Origin of the sequence: Erythrobacter sp. SD-21 (assembly GCF_000181515.1) — a bacterium.
Taxonomy (GTDB): domain Bacteria; phylum Pseudomonadota; class Alphaproteobacteria; order Sphingomonadales; family Sphingomonadaceae; genus Qipengyuania.
Window position 1 is genome coordinate 89,578 of sequence record NZ_ABCG01000007.1, and the last position, 17,032, is coordinate 106,609.

Below are 17,032 nucleotides of genomic sequence, written 5' to 3' on the forward strand. Positions count from 1 at the left end.
TTCGTGGCCCGGGTCAATCCATGAAGGGATCGCGCATCAGGATCGTGTCGTCGCGTTCGGGGCTGGTCGAGACCAGCGCGACCGGCGTTTCGATCAGTTCCTGAATACGCTGGACGTATTTCACGGCGTTGGCCGGCAGGTCGGCGAAGCTGCGCGCGCCGGCGGTGGATTCCTTCCAGCCTTCCATCGTCTCGTAAATGGGTTCGACCGCGGCCTGGTCGGCGGCGTGGCTGGGGAAATAATCGTAGACGTTGTTCCGCAGGCGATAGCCGGTGCAGATCTTCACCTCGTCCAGCCCGTCGAGCACGTCGATCTTGGTGAGCGCGATGCCGGTCACGCCGCTGATCGCGCAGCTCTGGCGCACGATTACCGCATCGAACCAGCCGACGCGGCGCTGGCGACCGGTGACAGTGCCGAATTCGTGACCACGCTCGCCGAGGCGCTGGCCGATCTCGTCTTCGAGCTCGGTCGGGAACGGGCCGCTGCCGACGCGCGTGGTGTAGGCCTTCACGATGCCGAGCACATAGCCGGTTGCGTTGGGCCCAAGGCCGCTGCCCGAGGCCGCCGTGCCGCTCACCGTGTTGGAGCTGGTCACGAAGGGATAGGTGCCGTGGTCGATATCGAGCAGCACGCCCTGCGCGCCTTCGAACAGGATTTTCGCGCCTGCCTTGCGTACCTTCTTCAGGCGCTTCCATACCGGCTGGGCGTATTGCAGCACGAAATCGGCAATGCCGCGCAGCTCTTCCAGCAGCGCCTCGCGGTCGACGGGCGGCTGGTCGAAACCGGCACGCAGCGCATCGTGATGAGCACAGAGACGGTCGAGCTGCGGCTCGAGGGCATCGAGATGGGCAAGGTCGCACACGCGGATGGCGCGGCGGCCGACCTTGTCCTCGTAAGCCGGGCCAATGCCGCGGCCCGTGGTGCCGATCTTGCCCGAACCGGCTGCGGTTTCGCGCAAGCCATCGAGATCGCGGTGGATCGGCAGGATCAGCGGGCAATTGTCCGCAACCGCCAGATTGTCGGCGTTGATGGTGACGCCCTGGCCTTCGAGCTTTTCGACCTCCGCCTTCAGCGCCCACGGGTCGAGCACCACGCCGTTGCCGATGATCGAGAGCGTGCCCGACACGATGCCCGACGGCAGCAGCGAGAGCTTGTAGGTAGTGCCGTCGATGACCAGCGTGTGGCCGGCGTTGTGCCCGCCCTGGAAACGGACCACGGCATCGGCGCGGCTGGCGAGCCAGTCGACGATCTTGCCCTTGCCCTCATCGCCCCACTGGGCGCCGATCACGGTAACATTGGCCATCGGGAAATCTTTCAGCTGGAAGGAAGCTCAAACGCGCGCGGAACTAGGCTCATATGCAGCACGGGGCAAGGCGCAAACCGGAAACTTCGCGCCACTTCTCCATTGGTGTTGCAAAGGAGACCTTATGACCGACTACCCCACTCTCAACCTCAACGACGGCCGCCAGATTCCCCAGCTCGGCTTCGGCACTTGGCAGATGGAAGAGGAGGATGCGCCGCAAGCCGTATCCACCGCTATCGATGTCGGCTACTGGCTGATCGATACGGCGGCGATCTACGGCAATGAAAAAGGGGTCGGGAAAGGCGTCGGCGAATGGTCCGATATCTTCCTGCAGACCAAGATCTGGAACGACAGCCAAGGTTACGACCGCACCCTGCGCGCAGCGGAAAAATGCCTCGAACGGCTGGGCCGCGAGCACGTCGACATGCTGCTGATCCACTGGCCTTGCCCCGAGAAGGACCAGTTCGTGGACACCTGGAAAGCGCTGATCGAACTGCGCGATGCGGGCAAGGCCAAGTCCATCGGCGTATCCAATTTCCGGGAGGAAGACCTGAAGCGTATCATCGACGAGACCGGTGTGACTCCCGCGCTCAACCAGATCGAACTGCATCCCAGTTTCCAGCAGCGCGACATGCGCAAGGTGCACGAGGACCTTGGCATCGTAACGCAGAGCTGGTCGCCGCTTGGCCAAGGCAAGGGCATGTCCAACGAGGTGATCGAAGCGATTGCGGAGGAGACCGGCCAGCCGGAGACTGCCGTGATCCTGCGCTGGCATATCCAGCACGGGCTTTGCCCCATCCCAAAAGCGTCCAGCCGCGATCATATCGAGGCGAACTTCAAGGCGCTGTCCTTCGAACTGTCGGACGAGCAGATGGGGCGGATCGACGCGCTCGACGATCCCAAGGGCCGGATGGGGCCCGACCCGGCCGACTTCAACGGATAAGAACCGGGATGCATGAGGCGCGTTGGGCTGCTATCGGCGCGCCATCATGACCGACATGCCTATCCGTATCGCGGCGCTCTATCACTTCACGCGCTTCGAAGATCCCGCAGCCCTGCGCCCTGCCCTGCTCGCCCGCGCCGAGACGAATGGCGTGCGCGGGACGCTCCTGCTGGCGCAGGAAGGGATCAACGGCACCATCGCAGGCAGCGACGCCGGGATCGAGACAGTTCTCGACCATATCCGCTCGCTTCCGGGCTGCGAAAAACTCGACTGGAAGGAATCGCGTGCGGCTCAGATGCCCTTCCACCGTACCAAGGTGCGCCTCAAACACGAGATCGTGACCATGGGCCAGCCCGATCTCGACCCAGTGAACGGCGTCGGCACTTATGTCGATGCGCAGGACTGGAACGCGCTGATCGCCGACCCCGACACGATCCTGATCGACACGCGCAATGATTACGAAGTGGCCATCGGCACTTTCGAAGGCGCGATCGATCCCGAGACCAAAAGCTTCCGCGAATTTCCCGAGTGGTTCCGCGCCCGCCGTGCCGAGTTCGAGGCCGAGGGGCGCACGCCGAAGATCGCCATGTTCTGCACCGGCGGCATCCGCTGCGAGAAATCGACCGCCTTCGTGAAGTCCGAAGGGTTGGACGAGGTCTATCACCTCAAGGGCGGCATCCTCAAATACCTCGAGGACATTCCCGAGGACCAGAGCCGCTGGCAGGGCGAATGCTTTGTCTTCGACGAGCGGGTCAGCGTGAAACACAGCCTCGACGTCGGCTCGCACAGCCTGTGCCGCGCCTGTCGTCGCCCACTGAGCGAGCCCGACCTTGCCCACGAGCACTACGAGGAAGGCGTGTCCTGCCACCAGTGCTTCCCCGAGCGCAGCGACGAACAGCGCGCCCGATACCGCGAGCGCCAGCGACAGGAAAAGCTCGCCGCCGCGCGCGGGGAAGAGCACATCGGGCGCAGCGAGACCGGGGGCGAGGATGACTGAAACGATTCTCTACAGCTTTCGCCGCTGCCCCTACGCCATGCGCGCCCGGATGGCGTTGCATGTCAGCGGCGCGCCGTACGAGCATCGCGAGGTGGTGTTGCGGGACAAGCCGGCGGAAATGCTGGAAGCATCGCCCAAGGGCACGGTGCCGGTGCTGGTCACGCAGGACGCGAGAGTGCTCGAAGAAAGCCTCGACATCATGCGCTGGGCCCTGGCCGAGGCCGATCCGGAGGGCTGGCTGGAGCGGCAGGATGAAGCCCTGCTCGCCGCCAATGACGGCCCCTTCAAGCACCACCTCGACCGCTACAAATATTCGACGCGCTATGAGGACGTTGACCCGGAGGAGCACGGCGCAGCGGCTGTCGAACATTTGCGCGTTCTCAACTCCCGCCTGTCAGCCCATCCCAATCTGTGCGGCGAGAAGCGCGGATTTGCCGACATCGCCATCTTCCCTTTCGTGCGCCAGTTCGCCAACGCCGACCGCGAGTGGTTCGCCGCGCAGGACTTGCCGCATGTCCGCCGCTGGCTGGACGGGCTGGTGAATTCGGACCTCTTCGCCGCGATCATGGCGAAGCATAAAGCGTGGAAGTCCGCCTAGAGCGGTTTGGGCTCGCCGCCTTCGAGAACATGGGTGCAACCGAGTGCAGCCGCCCGGTCCTCTTCCGCATTCGCGGCGACCGTACGCCAGCCATCTGCGCGCAGGCGCGTTGCCAGCGCGCGGTCATGGCCAAGCGGGAGGAAGACGGTGCGAGCGCTTGAGGCACCTTCGGTCCCGAGCACTTCGAGCAGCGGCTCCATGTAAAGCGAGAAGCCGGTCGCGGCCTCGTCGCTGCCCTTGATCGCATAGGTCCCGCCACGTCCCAGCGCGGCGCGCGCGCCTTTCGCGTGCAGGGTAAAGCCGAACCAGCTCTGATATTCGAAGCCGTGGCGTTCCGAGGGGTCGAGTGTCAGCCGCGCCCGGTTACCGAGCGCAGCAGCCACTTCGCGCAAGCCCGCAATACGGCTCGCCAGCGCGCCGCCCGCGTCGAGCGCGGCCAGTTTCTCGATCGCGTCCTCGAACGGACCGGTGGCATACAGCAGTGGCAAATAGTCTTCGCCGCCAGCGGCCTTGAGCGCGCCGGCGTCCTTCATATCGAGTTCGCGCCGCACCGCTTCGCGTTTGTGGTCGGCGAGCGGCAGCGCCTTTTCGGCCAGCGTATCGACGAGATCGGGCAAGGTGAAATCGACCGAGAGGCCGGTTACGCCTGCCGCCTCCAGCGCGTCGAGCGCGACGGTGACGGCCTCGACCGCAGCGGCGACATTGCCGCGCCCGATCAGTTCGGCGCCCAGCTGCAGGCGCTGGCGTGCGGGATCGAGCTGGTCCGCCTTGAGCAGGGCGATATCGCCTGCGTAGCACAGCCGCAAGGGGCGAGGAGCATCGGCAAGACCGGTGGCGGCAATCCGCCCCACCTGCACCGTCATGTCGGCGCGCAGGGCCAGTGTGCGCAGGCTTTCGGGATCGGTGAAACGCACCATCCGGCGCGTCGCCACGCCCTCCATTCGCCCGGCGAGCGATTGTTCGAATTCGATCAGCGGCGGGCGCACCCGGTCGTAGCCATGGCTGTCCATCGCCAGCAGGATGTCGCGCATTGTGCGCGTAATCGTGGAGGCGCGCACGGGCAGCGCGTCTTCGAGGCCGATGGGCAGGAGATCGTCTGGCTTGGTCATAGCGCGGCGACCCCTGCCCTATCGCGAATTAGAATGCCAGTGGCATTACCGTTTTCACGCCTTCCAGCGCGCAGGCCTTCTTCACCACCTCGTTCGGGATAGGCTGATCGACGCTCAGCAGCAAAACCGCTTCTCCGCCCGCGGCGCGGCGGCCTAAGTTGAAGGTACCGATGTTGATGCCGTTCTCGCCCAGCAGCGAACCGATGCGGCCGATGAAGCCCGGCGCGTCCTCGTTGACGATGTAGAGCATGTGCCCGTCGAGTTCGGCCTCGATACGCACGCCGAAGATTTCGACGAGACGCGGTGCGTCGGCTCCGAACAGCGTGCCGGCGACGGAGCGATCGCCGCTGTCCGTGCCCACCGTCACTCGCAGCAGCGTGTTGTAGGCACCTTCTTTCTCATGGCGGATCGAGCGGATGTCGAGACCACGTTCCTTCGCGAGGAAGGGCGCGTTGACCATGTTCACCGTGTCTGAATACTGGCGCATGAGGCCGGAGAGGACAGCGCCCTCGATCGGCTTGCCCGACAGCTCGGCTGCCGCGCCTTCGCGCTCGATATTGATCTTGGTGAGATTGCCGTGGGCGAGCTGGCCCACGAGGCTGCCGAGATTTTCGGCGAGCTTCATGTAGGGCCGCAGCTTGGGCGCTTCTTCCGCGCTAAGCGAGGGCATGTTGAGTGCGTTGGTAACGCCGCCGTTGACGAGGTAATCAGCTAGCTGTTCGGCCACCTGCAGGGCGACATTGACCTGTGCTTCGGTGGTGCTGGCACCAAGGTGCGGGGTGCAGATGAAGTTGGGCTTGCCGAAGAGCGGCGAGTCCTTGGCCGGCTCGGTCTGGAACACGTCGAGCGCGGCACCTGCCGCCTGGCCGCTGTCGAGCGCTTCCGCCAGCGCTGCCTCGTCGATAAGACCACCACGCGCGCAATTGACGATACGCACGCCCTTCTTGGTCTTGGCGAGGTTCTCACGGCTCAGGATGTTGCGCGTCTCGTCGGTCAACGGCGTGTGCAGCGTGATGAAATCGGCGCGCGTAAGCAGCGTGTCGAGATCGACCTTCTCCACGCCGATTTCCAGCGCGCGGTCCTCGGTCAGGAAGGGATCGAAGGCGATGACCTTCATCTTCAGGCCCTGCGCACGAGCGGCGACGATCGAGCCGATATTTCCCGCGCCGATCAGGCCCAGCGTCTTACCGGTCACCTCGACGCCCATGAAGTCGTTCTTGGGCCATTCGCCGGCCTGCGTGCGGCGGTCGGCCTGCGGGATCTGGCGGGCGAGCGCCATGATCATGGCAATCGCGTGTTCGGCGGTGGTGATCGAGTTGCCGAAGGGGGTGTTCATCACCACCACGCCCTTGCCGCTGGCATAGGGGACATCGACATTGTCGACGCCGATACCGGCGCGGCCGATGACCTTGAGGTTGGTCGCGGCGTCTAGGATCTCGGGCGTCACCTTGGTCGAGGAACGGATTGCAAGGCCATCGTATTCGCCGATGCGGGCTTTCAGCTCTTCGGGCGTTTCGCCGGTAATGACATCGACGTCGCAGCCACGCTCTTCGAAAATGCGCGCAGCGTTCGGGTCCATCTTGTCGCTGATAAGGACTTTGGGTTTGCTCATGACGGAATATTCCTGTCGTTTTCCCGACATATGGCCGGGCTGTAATAGGAAGAAGGCGGCGGCCCGAAATGCGGGCCGCCGGCCGGATCAGCCGTTCTTGACCTGCTCGTAGGCCCACTCGATCCACGGCAGGAGACGCTTCAGGTCTTCCTGCTCGACCGTGCCGCCGCACCAGATGCGCAGGGACGGCGGGGCATCGCGATAGCCGTTGAAGTCATAGCCGACGTCGCGCTCTTCGAGGAGCTTGACGATCTTCTTCGGCACGCCTGCCTTGTCCTCGTCGGAGAGGCTGTCGTACCAATCACCCTGGAAGACGAAGCAAACGCCGGTGTTGGTCTGCTTGGCCGGGTCGGAGACCATGTTGCGCAACCACGGGGTCGCTTCGATCCAGTCTTTCACGATCTTGGCGTTTGCATCGGCGCGTTGGAACATCGCCTTGCGGCCACCCATCGCCTGCGCCCATTCGAGCGCTTCGATGTAGTCTTCGGTGGCCAGCATCGAAGGCGTGTTGATCGTCGCGCCTTCGAAAATGCCGGTGTTGATCTTGCCGCCCTTCTTGAGGCGGAAGAGCTTGGGCAGCGGCCATTCAGGATCATATTCCTCGATGCGCTGCATGGCCTTGGGGCTGAGGATCAGCATGCCGTGCTGGGCTTCGCTGCCCATTACCTTCTGCCAGCTGTAGGTCGTGGCATCGAGCTTGGCCCAGTCCATCTCCATCGCGAAGACGGCGCTGGTGGCATCGTTGATCGTCACGCCTTCGCGGCCCGGCGCGAGCCAGTCTGTATTCGGGATTTTTGCACCCGACGTCGTACCGTTCCAGGTGAACACGACGTCGTTCTCCTGAGGGATCGAGGCAAGGTCGGGGATTTCGCCATAGTCGGCGTCGAGCGTGGTCAGCTGCGGCAGCTTGAGCTGCTTGACCGCATCCTGGATCCAGACATTGCCGAAGCTTTCCCACGCCGCGACGGTGGCAGGACGATCGGGACGCAGCATCGTCCACATCGCGCATTCGAGCGCGCCCGTGTCCGAGGCCGGCATGATGCCGACAAGGTAATCCTCTGGCACGCCGAGCATCTCCTTGGACAGGTCGATGGCGTATTTCAGCCGCGACTTGCCGAGAGCGCTGCGATGCGAGCGTCCGAGCGATTCGGTTTTCAGATTGGCGGCAGACCAGCCCTTGTGTTTGGCGGTCGGCCCCGACGAGAAGAAGGGGCGCTCAGGCTTGAGCGTCGGTTCAGTCATGTATTCTCTCCTTGCAGAGAGCACGCGCGGCGTTGGGACCGCGTGGCCCGCTGGCGGCAATAAAGTTGCTTGGCCTCAAGTCAACGTGAAATAGGTATGCGTGGGAAAAGGCGCTGCATCGCTGCACCAACTGCGTGACGGTGCGCAGCGTTCCGACTGCCCTCCCCGCGTGCGACGGAACGATGTCTCCCGGCGGTGCTGCGTGGAAAGACCCTAACCACTCGCCAAAGCCCGCAGCTTTTCCTATGGCCGCGCGCAATGGAAGCAAAAGACCTCCGCATCGCGCTGTTCAGCGGGAACTACAATTACACCCGCGACGGCTGCAATCAGGCGCTGAACCGGCTCGCCGACTATATCCTCCGGCAGGGGGCGGCGCTGCGCGTTTACGCCCCCGTCGTCGAAAATCCCGACTTCCCGCCGACCGGCGATCTCGTGGACGTTCCCAACATGCGCATGCCGGTGAAGAACCGCGGCGAATACCGCCTGACACTCGGCCTTGGCAGGGACGCGAAGAAGGACCTCGAGGCCTTCAAGCCCAACCTCGTCCATGTCTCCGCCCCCGATCCGACGGGGCACGCAGCGGTCAAATGGGCGCGAGAGAACGACATTCCCATCCTCGCCAGCGTCCACACGCGTTTCGAAACCTATCCGCGCTATTATGGGCTGGGCTTCCTCGAGCCGGCGGTCGAGGCTCTGTTGCGCCGCTTCTATCACCGCACCGATGCGCTGGTGGCCCCGTCGCAAAGCCAGATCGACGAACTCAAAGCGCAAGGGATGCATGAGGATATCAGCATCTGGTCGCGCGGCGTCGATCGCGAAGTCTTCGATCCCTCCCGCCGCGACATGGAGTGGCGGCGCGCCAACGGCTTAGCCGACGGCGACGTGGCGATCGTCTTCCTCGGTCGCCTCGTGATGGAAAAGGGCCTCGACGTCTTCGCCGATACGGTGGTCGAACTGCGCAAGCGACAGGTGCCGCACAAGGTGCTCGTAATCGGCGACGGCCCGGCGCGCGACTGGTTCAAAAAGGCGCTACCCGGCGGCACCTTTGTCGGCTTCCAGACCGGCAAGGACCTAGGCCGGGCGCTCGCGAGCGGCGACATCTTCTTCAACCCCTCGATCACGGAAACCTTCGGTAACGTTACGCTGGAGGCGATGGCCTGCGGTCTGCCCGTGGTTGCTGCGGGTGCGACGGGCGCGGCCAGCCTCGTCCACGATGGCGAGACCGGCCGCCTCATTCCGCCCAGCAAGACCGAATCTTTCTCAAAAGCCTGCGCCGAGGCTCTCGCAGCCTATTGCACCGACGACGATCTGCGCCTTGCGCATGGTGCAGCGGGCGAGATGGCCGCGCGCGCCTATAGCTGGGATGCGATAAACCAAGCGGTGGTCGACACCTATTTGCGGCTGCACGACCAGCGCGCAGCCGCGAGCTAATTCAACGCAGCAAACCGCGCTTGCGCATGATCCAGCTATAGCCGAGCAGGACCAGCGCCGCCGCCCAGATGGCCAGCCGCTGCACTTCGTCCACGGGGACATCCCAGTTCATCTCGTATGTGGTCGTGCCAATCAGGCCGAGCAGCGAAATCGCGAAGGAATGCAAGGCGAAGCGGCTCCGGGCCAGGAGGAGCAACGATCCGGCAAGCCCGCCCCACACACCCAGGGCCCAGGCCCCGTTGGACCAGGCCGGCGCCTCTTCGAATGCGGCGACCATTTCGGGCGGCGCTGAGGCCATTATCTCCGGATCGCGGGTCATCGCCATCGTGTAGATGTAGCAGCCGAAGCCGTTCCAGAGCGCGCCGAGCACGCCGACCAGCCAGAGGTGCCACGGGGCCATCACCCCGCCTGCGCTGACCGCAGCACGCCGGCGGCGGTCATGCGCCGGGAATACCAGGCGAGCAGGATTATCGAGATCCAGATTGCGGCCGAGAATAGCCACATCGTCGGCGTGGAGAGCTCGGCCGGCAGATCCTCGCTCAGCGTGTAGACGGTCGTACCGGCAAGCCCGAGCAACGCCACCACGAAAGCGTGGAAGGCGAAGCGGCTGCGGAACAGCAGGAGCAATGAGCCCGCGAGCGCACCCCAGACGCCGAAGGCCCAGAGGGCATCCGCCCAGGCCGGGAAATTCGTGTAATAATCGAGCATGACCTCGACCGGCACGCCCGCGCGTTCCGCCCCCATGGACAGATAGTCCATGTTGCGCGTCTGCGTCATCGTGTAGTCGTAGGCGCCGCCCGCATTCCAGATCGTGGCGATAATGCCGATCACCCATAGGTGCCACGGCCTCTTGGTAGCTAAGACCATGCGATTTTCTCCCCTCTCGCGTCCCTCGCCCCGCAGACTAGCGCCAAGCGCAGAGGACGCAAGTTCGGGGCGAAATCACAGGCGCTCGATCTTCTTGGCAAGATCATCCACCAGATCGACGATCTCCCGTACCGTGTCCTCGTTCAGCTTGCCCGAACGCGCGCGGTTCTTGAGCACGGTTGCGAGGTTGCCAACCGCACGGAACATCTCCGGCGTCGCGTAAGCACGGCGGTGTTCGCCATGTCCGGCGAGCCGTTCCATGAGCGCTTCCACCTCCTCGCCGCGCTCGGCGAGTTCCTCGCGACCGGCGGCGGAGACCTCGTAGGCCTTGCGCGTTTCGTCGCCCTTGGCCGGCTCGATCGCGCCCTCGTCTTCCAGCAGCGAGAGGGTGGGATAGACGGTACCGGGGCTCGGCGCATAGCTGCCGCCGGTCAGTTCCTCGATCGCCTTGATCAATTCGTAGCCGTGGCGCGGTTCGTCGCCGAGCAGCTTGAGCAGGGCCAGTCGCAGTTCACCCGATGCGAACATCCGGCGGCGACGCCCTCCCCCGCGTTTTCCGAAAGGACCGCCGGGGCCGAACGGCCCGCCCGGTCCGAACGGGCCTTTGGGTCCGAATGCATCGTCCCAGCCGCCCATCATTTCCATTGCGGGCCAAGCGCCCATCCTGCGCAATTTGCAGAGTTTCCTCAGCTTGTGTGCCTCATGCATGGTGATTTTCCTTGCTGCATCTTCGATACTGCTAAGATATATCTTACTGAATGAGTTGCAAGTGGACCCTGCAATTCCTCGGCGAAAACACTATGTCATCCGACCAATGGCCGACCTGTTTCCAGACGCACTACCCCAGACTTCCACCAAGGACGGTGTCCGCGAGGATGCACCGCTCGCCGACCGCTTGCGTCCTGCGAGCCTCGGTGAGGTGATCGGGCAGGACCACCTCACCGGCGCGGAAGGCGCGATCGGGCGGATGGTTGCGGCCGGAAAGCTTTCGAGCATGATCCTTTGGGGGCCGCCGGGGACAGGCAAGACGACGATTGCCCGCCTGCTCGCCGACAGCGTGGGGATGCGGTTCGAAAGCGTCTCGGCAGTGTTCTCGGGCGTGGCCGACCTCAAAAAGGCCTTCGCCGCTGCCGACAAGGCCGCGGAAGCCGGGCAGCGCACCCTGCTGTTCGTGGACGAGATCCACCGCTTCAACCGCGCGCAGCAGGACGGCTTCCTGCCCTTTGTCGAGCGTGGAACGGTGACGCTGGTCGGCGCGACGACGGAAAATCCTAGCTTCGCGCTCAACGCCGCGCTCTTGAGCCGCGCGCAGGTGCTGATCCTCCAGCGGCTCGATCACGGCGCGCTGGGTCAATTGCTCGACCGGGCGGAAGGGCTGGAAGGCCCCCTGCCCCTGACAACGAAAGCCCGCGATGCGCTGGTCGCAAGCGCCGATGGCGACGGGCGTTTCCTGCTCAACCAGGCCGAGATGCTCTACACCGCGAAGATAGAGGAACCCCTCGATCCGGGCGCGCTCGGCAAGTTCCTCCAGCGCCGCGTCGCGGTGTACGACAAGGACCGCGAGGGGCATTACAACCTCATCTCCGCGCTCCACAAGGCCGTGCGTGGCAGCGATGTGCAGGCGAGCCTCTACTATCTCGCGCGCATGCTCACCGCCGGCGAAGAGCCGCGTTTCCTCGCCCGACGCCTCGTGCGCATGGCGATGGAGGACATCGGGATGGCCGACCCGCAAGCGCTGGTGCAATGCATGGCAGCGAAAGACGCGTACGAGTTTCTCGGCAGTCCGGAGGGCGAGCTCGCGCTGGTGCAGGCCTGCACCTATCTTGCCACCGCGCCCAAATCGAATGCGGTTTACAAGGCGCAGAAATCCTCGTTCAAATCGGCGAAGGAAACCGGCAGCCTGATGCCGCCGCAGAATATCCTCAATGCGCCCACCAAGCTGATGAAGGATATCGGCTATGGCGCAGGCTACCGTTACGACCACAATGCCGAGGACGGTTTTTCGGGTGCCAATTACTGGCCCGAGGAGATGGACCCGCAAAGCTATTACGAGCCAGTCGAACGCGGGTTCGAGCGCGAGGTGAAGAAACGCCTCGATTACTGGGACAAGCTGCGGCGTGAACGCTCATAGGTTCGGGCATTATCTTGCAATCGACTGGTCGGGAGCCAAAAGCCCGCGGCAGAAGGGCATCGCTCTCGCGATCGCCGATGCGGCTGGCGGGCCGCCGGTGCTGGTGGAACACCGTTGGTCGCGCGAAGATGTCCTAGCAATCCTGCGCGATGAGTTGCCCGATAATACGCTAGTCGGTCTCGACCTTGGCATCGCGCTGCCGCATGCCGATTGCGGAGACTACTTCCCGGGCCTGTCCGAAACACCCGAGAATGCGCCTTCCCTGTGGCAATTGATTGACAGGATCGCGGCCCAAGAGCCCAATCTCGGGGCCAACACATTCGTCGCCCATCCCGACCTGCGCCCCTATTTCCGCGATGGCAGCGAGACCGGCACGCATTTCGGCTGTGACGGCGCAAGTCATGGTCGCGGCCGCTTTCGCGTCACCGAGCAGGCGCAGGCCGCCATGGGGTGCAAGCCCTACTCCAACTTCAACCTCGTCGGTGCGGCGCAGGTTGGAAAGTCCAGCATGACGGGGATGCGTATGCTGCATCACTTGCGCGGACACCTGCCGGTCTGGCCTATTGACCCGCTCCCGCACGAAGGCTCGGTTATCGTCGAGATCTACACCAGCCTCGCCGCGCTCGAAGCCGGACGCAGCGCGGCCAAGACCAAGATGCGCAGCTACGAGGCGCTCAACGAAGCGCTAGTGACGCTCGGCTCCCCTCCGGTAGAGCGGACAGGTGATATCGACGATCACGCCACCGACGCCCTTCTCACCGCCGCCTGGCTGCGCAAGGTGGCGGACGAGCCCGAACGCTGGTCGCCCAAGGAGCTAACGTCCGACATCGCGCGAACCGAAGGCTGGACCTTCGGCGCGCTCTAGATTTCGGGCAGCTTCCCGCTGAACACCGACCAGCTCGTGCGTCGAGCAATCTGAGCAAGCGCCTTGGCGCCCAGCAGGCTCGTGCCCGCGCGGTTCAGCCCCGGCGACCACACCGCGATGGCCGCCCTCCCCGGCACGCTAGCGAGAATGCCGCCGCCCACACCCGACTTGCCGGGAAAGCCGACTTCGAAGGCGAACTGGCCCGAATTGTCGTAATGGCCGCACAGGAGCATCAGCGCGTTGATCCGCCGCGCTCTGCTGGCGCTGCACATCTGCTGCCCCGTAACCGGATCGGTCCCATCAAAGGCGAGGAAAAGCGCGCTCTCGGCCAGCTGGCGGCAGCTCATGGCGAGGGCGCATTGACGGAAATAGACCGAGAGAACATCCTCCACCGGGTTCAGCAGCCGCCCAAAATCGGCAAGGAACCACGCAAGACTGCGATTGCGCGAACCAGTCTCGCTTTCGCTGCGCGCCACTTCGGGATCGAACCGGATCGCTTCGTCGCGTCCCATCCGTTGAAGGCGCACGAGCAAATCTCCGACCGCCTCGTCGGGCGAGCGGTCGCCGATGAAGCGGTCGGTCGTCACGATGGCACCGGAATTGATGAAGGGATTGCGCGGGATGCCCTTTTCGCGTTCCAACTGGACGATGGAATTAAAGGCGTTGCCCGAAGGCTCGCGGCCCACCGCATCCCACAGGGCCGGCCCCTCGCGCTCCAGCGCGAGCGCCAGGGCGAAGACCTTGGAAATCGACTGGATCGAAAACGCCTCGTCGGTATCGCCCGCGCAGAAGACCTCGCCGTCGCTGGTGGCCAGCGCGATGCCGAACTTGTTTGGGTCCACCAGCGCCAGCGCCGGGATATACCGCGCGGGGTTGCCGCTGCCGCGCTCGTCGGCCAATTCTGCCCAAGTTTCGGAAACGATTGCGCCCAGATCCATGTTCGGGCGATTAGACCTGCGCAAGCGGCAGCGCAATCGCACTGGACGCGCGGAGCATTTTCCGCCAGAGGCGCGCCACCATAACCATTACGTGCCGGCTTAGCTCAGTTGGTAGAGCAGTTGATTTGTAATCATCAGGTCAGGGGTTCGACTCCTCTAGCCGGCACCACCTCATTGTAGGGCGTCAGAACAAATTGGACGATGTCTAAGATGTTTGGACAAAATATTTAACGCAGGCGCCCCTTGTCCAATTTGCTAAGATTTTAAAGTGACGTCCTCTTTCAACTTGGAGGCATACGCGGATTAATTTCCTCAACGGCGATATTTTCCCTGGCCAGTTTGGCCTAGTGGAATCGTGGGGCTACTCAATATTATTCCAGCAGTTGAGACCCGATTGCTATGGGGCTCGCTTGCCTATCCGGACAAAAATGAACCACCGTCGAGGATCGCTAGGCCTGTTCGTTTTGTTATGACCGACGCTGGCAAAGAGCGCCGAGAGAAGCTCTACCCGGACGGCCAAGTACCAGATCCGTCGGGATCCGTTCGATCTTTCCGAGGTCTACCTGTCCAATCATCAAGCGAACGAGGTGATAGAGGTCCCGGTCGCCGATCGCTGGCGCCATTATGCGCAGAACCTATCACAGCACGAGCATCGGCTTTGCCGCGAGCATGAACTGGTCCGCGAGGGACAGAGTAACGACCCAACAGCACTCTGGAAGGCTTGTGGCGCTGATCGAAGCTGGCAAGGGCCAGCTGAGGCAGCATCGTGGCAAACAGTTGGAGCGAAATTTGACACGCTGCCTTTACGGCGAAAGCTCGCTTTTGCTGGAAAGTACCTTGCAATCGTTTCCCGCGACTTCAGGAGGCGATGAACCTATCCCGCTCAGTTCTGTCGCAGAGGAACCCACCTTCATTCATTAGGTCAAGGACCAGCCGTATCAAGCGGATGACGTTTTAAGTCCCCAGAACACCTCGCCTTCTGTCGAATTCTCCGCCTCGAACCACGACATCGACGACATAATTGCACTCGCTGCCGCGGTGAAATCAGCGAGCAGAAAGGATGCCTGACCTTCGTGACCACACCATCGCCGAGCGTCAGACGAAGATGAACGATAGCTTCGTCGAGCATGCGAACCATCAAGAAGCAACGAGAGCGATTCAGCGCTTCCACAAACCCGTTGAGGGTGGACTGCATGGCCGGGGAAGCATTTGCGCACTTATTGGTGAAAGCAGGCCCGGCAAAACCTACGGAGCGTCGGAAATCCTCCGCCATAATGAAGCCCAGATCGGCGCCGATGGCATCAAACGTCTGAAACACGATCCTACGCCCACCGAGTTGGCCAAAGAAGAAGCGGATCAAAAAGATCGCGAGCGTCGATGGAAGAGGAGTGGCTGGAGACCCGCTCCTGCCTCCAGTTTCACCCGCCATTGGCGGCAATGGGATTATACGCCGACCGGCAAGGTAACATTCGAATTCGATATCTTTCTGCGTAGCTCTTCGTCGATCCGGCGCTCGTTTAAGGATGCCAAAATTCAACGCCTCGAGAACATGGCGAGCGAGATCGGAATTGCGATGGCCGTACTCTCCGAGGCGAAGCGAGAGGATCAGATTTGCCAAGAACAGGAGAGGAAACGGGCGATGGATATCGAGGAGCGACGGTTGGTAGCGTTACGGCGACATCACGTCCATAATCGTCGCCTTGAAAGCCTTGAGAGGGTCGCGGCCCGCTTCGAGAAGCGTGATCGGCTGAAGACCCACGTTAAGTTTCTTTCGCGAGAGAAAGGGACTTCCCTTCCTCCGAGAACGGCAAAGGACAAGGAATGGCTTGAAAATGAACTCGGGAAAGCGGAATTGGCGGTCACAGTCGACGGGGTGGAAGGGTTGTTCGAGAGCGAAGCCCTATTCGCTAGTGACGAAGAACAAGGCTTCGACCCACCGCACTGCACCGCACCGCACCGCACCGCGGCTGGTAGCTCTAATCGCAGCAATACGAAAAGAATAAATGGTGCCCCATAGAAGACAAAAATGGGCACTCAAATCATTGGGAAATTTCGGTCCCACGCCCTTAGAACGTCACGGTTGTCTGCCTAGCAGTGCTTGTTGAGAGCGAAGCGATGGCATTCGTGATCAGCCTATGGCGGCACCACCTGCAATTGGTGCAAAAACATTTCTGGCCATGAATTGGAAGGGTCTGAGGTGAAAGGATGCCTCAAGAGTGAAAGACATATTGACCCAAACCGATAGGCGCGTTGCGATCCTTGATATTGAAGCCTCAGCCTTGGGTGCAGGGAGCTATCCGATCGAAGTCGGCGTGGCGCTGGTTCAGGGTGGGCCAAAACCGATCGAAACCGGGGCAAGGATTATCCGCCCGACACCTTCGTGGCGGAAGAGCGGTACTTGGTCCCCGGCATCGGAGGCAGTCCACGGCCTTTCGGTCGAAACTCTCAATCAGCACGGTCATGATCCAGGCGAGGTTTATAGTTGGCTCAATGCCCTCCTCGGGCAGCACGTGATCGTGGCTACGGATGCTCCCAGATACGATCAGGACTGGCTCGACAGATTAATCGACGCAGCGGGTCAGGAACAGCAATTCACGATCTACCACTTCGAAGTGCTTACACACGGCTTCAGTGCAGATCAGCATAGCCACCTGGCCTATCTGTTGCGGCGCTCACCAATCCCTCATCGCGCAGCGCCTGACGCCTTACGGCTAGCCACCAAATTGATGGAGGCTCAGTTGGGCTATCCTCCACGTACCGCACCGATGGAACCGACGACCTCCGATTAAGGCGGTCCCCTGCCCCTTTCCAATCACAAACGGCAAGAATGGGGCCGAGAGCAGTCAGTCCGGTAATGATTGCTTTGGCAGGGACAGCTGACATTCGGCTAACGACCCGGATTGCGACAGTCCGCTATTAGTTCAAGTCTGGTGCAAGGGTCGATGGAAGGTCATAAGCTATAAAGAATTTACGATTGTGCTGTCTTCTGCCATTCA

16 protein-coding genes and 1 tRNA gene are annotated in these 17,032 nt (G+C 62.6%); 9 read left to right on the top strand and 8 right to left on the bottom strand.

The features are described 5' to 3' along the window. Nucleotides 1-13: 13 nt before the first annotated feature. A complete protein-coding gene (locus ED21_RS11770; RefSeq protein ID WP_006834133.1) occupies nt 14-1,303 on the bottom strand; it encodes an adenylosuccinate synthase in 1,290 nt (429 codons plus the stop codon). A 124-nt stretch (nt 1,304-1,427) separates the two neighbouring features. Between ED21_RS11770 and ED21_RS11775 the strand changes: the two genes are divergently transcribed. Genes ED21_RS11775 through ED21_RS11785 form a run of 3 tightly spaced genes read left to right on the top strand, consistent with a single transcriptional unit; the run spans nt 1,428 to nt 3,841 of the window. Further along, nucleotides 1,428-2,246 carry an aldo/keto reductase gene (locus ED21_RS11775; protein WP_006834134.1) on the top strand — a complete coding sequence of 273 codons (819 nt, stop codon included), beginning with the start codon at nt 1,428-1,430 and terminating at the stop codon, nt 2,244-2,246. Nucleotides 2,247-2,292: 46 nt separating this feature from the next. Further along, nucleotides 2,293-3,243 carry a rhodanese-related sulfurtransferase gene (locus ED21_RS11780; protein WP_034922594.1) on the top strand — a complete coding sequence of 317 codons (951 nt, stop codon included), beginning with the start codon at nt 2,293-2,295 and terminating at the stop codon, nt 3,241-3,243. Beyond that, on the top strand, nt 3,236-3,841 hold the full coding sequence (locus tag ED21_RS11785; RefSeq protein WP_034922525.1) for a glutathione S-transferase: 606 nt from the start codon (nt 3,236-3,238) through the stop codon (nt 3,839-3,841). The genes ED21_RS11780 and ED21_RS11785 overlap by 8 nt, the downstream gene beginning before the upstream one ends. Here ED21_RS11785 and ED21_RS11790 read toward each other — a convergent pair. The 3 genes from ED21_RS11790 to ED21_RS11800 form a co-directional block, all read right to left on the bottom strand. After that, nucleotides 3,838-4,950 (bottom strand): ATP phosphoribosyltransferase regulatory subunit, encoded by a 1,113-nt coding sequence (locus ED21_RS11790; RefSeq protein ID WP_006834137.1) that lies wholly within the window; start codon nt 4,948-4,950, stop codon nt 3,838-3,840. The two genes, ED21_RS11785 and ED21_RS11790, sit on opposite strands and share 4 nt — an antisense overlap. Nucleotides 4,951-4,978: 28 nt before the next feature. After that, nucleotides 4,979-6,562, bottom strand: a complete 1,584-nt coding sequence (gene serA / locus ED21_RS11795; RefSeq protein ID WP_034922528.1) for a phosphoglycerate dehydrogenase — start codon at nt 6,560-6,562, stop codon at nt 4,979-4,981. Nucleotides 6,563-6,649: 87 nt separating this feature from the next. Beyond that, the gene (locus tag ED21_RS11800; RefSeq protein ID WP_006834139.1) at nt 6,650-7,804 is read right to left on the bottom strand and encodes a phosphoserine transaminase; all 1,155 of its coding nucleotides are present in this window, start codon (nt 7,802-7,804) and stop codon (nt 6,650-6,652) included. A 258-nt stretch (nt 7,805-8,062) separates the two neighbouring features. Here ED21_RS11800 and ED21_RS11805 point away from each other — a divergent pair, with 258 nt between their 5' ends. Next, nucleotides 8,063-9,235: a glycosyltransferase family 1 protein gene (locus tag ED21_RS11805; protein WP_006834140.1), complete on the top strand. Its 1,173-nt coding sequence runs from the start codon at nt 8,063-8,065 to the stop codon at nt 9,233-9,235. Nucleotide 9,236: 1 nt separating this feature from the next. On the opposite strand, the gene ED21_RS11810 is transcribed toward ED21_RS11805, so the two are convergent. From ED21_RS11810 to ED21_RS11820, 3 genes are all read right to left on the bottom strand, one after another. After that, entirely contained in the window at nt 9,237-9,635 is a 399-nt protein-coding gene (locus ED21_RS11810) for a hypothetical protein (RefSeq protein ID WP_034922532.1), read from the bottom strand. Beyond that, nucleotides 9,635-10,102, bottom strand: coding sequence for a hypothetical protein (locus ED21_RS11815; protein ID WP_034922534.1), 468 nt, complete (start codon nt 10,100-10,102; stop codon nt 9,635-9,637). Before ED21_RS11815 ends, ED21_RS11810 begins: the two co-directional genes overlap by 1 nt. Before the next feature lie 75 nt (nt 10,103-10,177). Beyond that, nucleotides 10,178-10,810: a PadR family transcriptional regulator gene (locus ED21_RS11820; RefSeq protein WP_304411940.1), complete on the bottom strand. Its 633-nt coding sequence runs from the start codon at nt 10,808-10,810 to the stop codon at nt 10,178-10,180. Between the two features lie 106 nt (nt 10,811-10,916). On the opposite strand from ED21_RS11820, the gene ED21_RS11825 reads away from it, so the two are divergent. Then, entirely contained in the window at nt 10,917-12,233 is a 1,317-nt protein-coding gene (locus ED21_RS11825) for a replication-associated recombination protein A (RefSeq protein ID WP_006834144.1), read from the top strand. After that, entirely contained in the window at nt 12,220-13,098 is an 879-nt protein-coding gene (locus tag ED21_RS11830; RefSeq protein WP_006834145.1) for a hypothetical protein, read from the top strand. Before ED21_RS11825 ends, ED21_RS11830 begins: the two co-directional genes overlap by 14 nt. Here the strand turns inward: ED21_RS11830 and ED21_RS11835 are convergent. Continuing rightward, nucleotides 13,095-14,036 carry a glutaminase gene (locus ED21_RS11835; protein ID WP_006834146.1) on the bottom strand — a complete coding sequence of 314 codons (942 nt, stop codon included), beginning with the start codon at nt 14,034-14,036 and terminating at the stop codon, nt 13,095-13,097. The two genes, ED21_RS11830 and ED21_RS11835, sit on opposite strands and share 4 nt — an antisense overlap. 93 nt (nt 14,037-14,129) lie before the next feature. Between ED21_RS11835 and ED21_RS11840 the strand changes: the two genes are divergently transcribed. From ED21_RS11840 to ED21_RS14820, 3 genes are all read left to right on the top strand, one after another. Then, nucleotides 14,130-14,205: transfer RNA gene (locus ED21_RS11840), tRNA-Thr, on the top strand. Nucleotides 14,206-15,096: 891 nt separating this feature from the next. Next, a complete protein-coding gene (locus ED21_RS11845; protein ID WP_006834147.1) occupies nt 15,097-16,053 on the top strand; it encodes a hypothetical protein in 957 nt (318 codons plus the stop codon). A gap of 199 nt (nt 16,054-16,252) precedes the next feature. Next, nucleotides 16,253-16,825, top strand: a complete 573-nt coding sequence (locus tag ED21_RS14820; RefSeq protein ID WP_006834148.1) for a hypothetical protein — start codon at nt 16,253-16,255, stop codon at nt 16,823-16,825. Nucleotides 16,826-17,032 lie beyond the last annotated feature (207 nt).

Coding starts and splice junctions, on each gene's coding strand:
- ED21_RS11815 (WP_034922534.1), bottom strand. CDS start 10,102: ATGGTCTTAGCTACCAAGAGGCCGTGGCACCTATGGGTGATCGGCATT.
- ED21_RS11775 (WP_006834134.1), top strand. CDS start 1,428: ATGACCGACTACCCCACTCTCAACCTCAACGACGGCCGCCAGATTCCC.
- ED21_RS11780 (WP_034922594.1), top strand. CDS start 2,293: ATGACCGACATGCCTATCCGTATCGCGGCGCTCTATCACTTCACGCGC.
- ED21_RS11805 (WP_006834140.1), top strand. CDS start 8,063: ATGGAAGCAAAAGACCTCCGCATCGCGCTGTTCAGCGGGAACTACAAT.
- ED21_RS11825 (WP_006834144.1), top strand. CDS start 10,917: ATGGCCGACCTGTTTCCAGACGCACTACCCCAGACTTCCACCAAGGAC.
- ED21_RS11785 (WP_034922525.1), top strand. CDS start 3,236: ATGACTGAAACGATTCTCTACAGCTTTCGCCGCTGCCCCTACGCCATG.
- ED21_RS11800 (WP_006834139.1), bottom strand. CDS start 7,804: ATGACTGAACCGACGCTCAAGCCTGAGCGCCCCTTCTTCTCGTCGGGG.
- serA (WP_034922528.1), bottom strand. CDS start 6,562: ATGAGCAAACCCAAAGTCCTTATCAGCGACAAGATGGACCCGAACGCT.
- ED21_RS11790 (WP_006834137.1), bottom strand. CDS start 4,950: ATGACCAAGCCAGACGATCTCCTGCCCATCGGCCTCGAAGACGCGCTG.
- ED21_RS11770 (WP_006834133.1), bottom strand. CDS start 1,303: ATGGCCAATGTTACCGTGATCGGCGCCCAGTGGGGCGATGAGGGCAAG.
- ED21_RS11810 (WP_034922532.1), bottom strand. CDS start 9,635: ATGGCCCCGTGGCACCTCTGGCTGGTCGGCGTGCTCGGCGCGCTCTGG.
- ED21_RS11820 (WP_304411940.1), bottom strand. CDS start 10,810: ATGCATGAGGCACACAAGCTGAGGAAACTCTGCAAATTGCGCAGGATG.
- ED21_RS11845 (WP_006834147.1), top strand. CDS start 15,097: ATGCCTGACCTTCGTGACCACACCATCGCCGAGCGTCAGACGAAGATG.
- ED21_RS11835 (WP_006834146.1), bottom strand. CDS start 14,036: ATGGATCTGGGCGCAATCGTTTCCGAAACTTGGGCAGAATTGGCCGAC.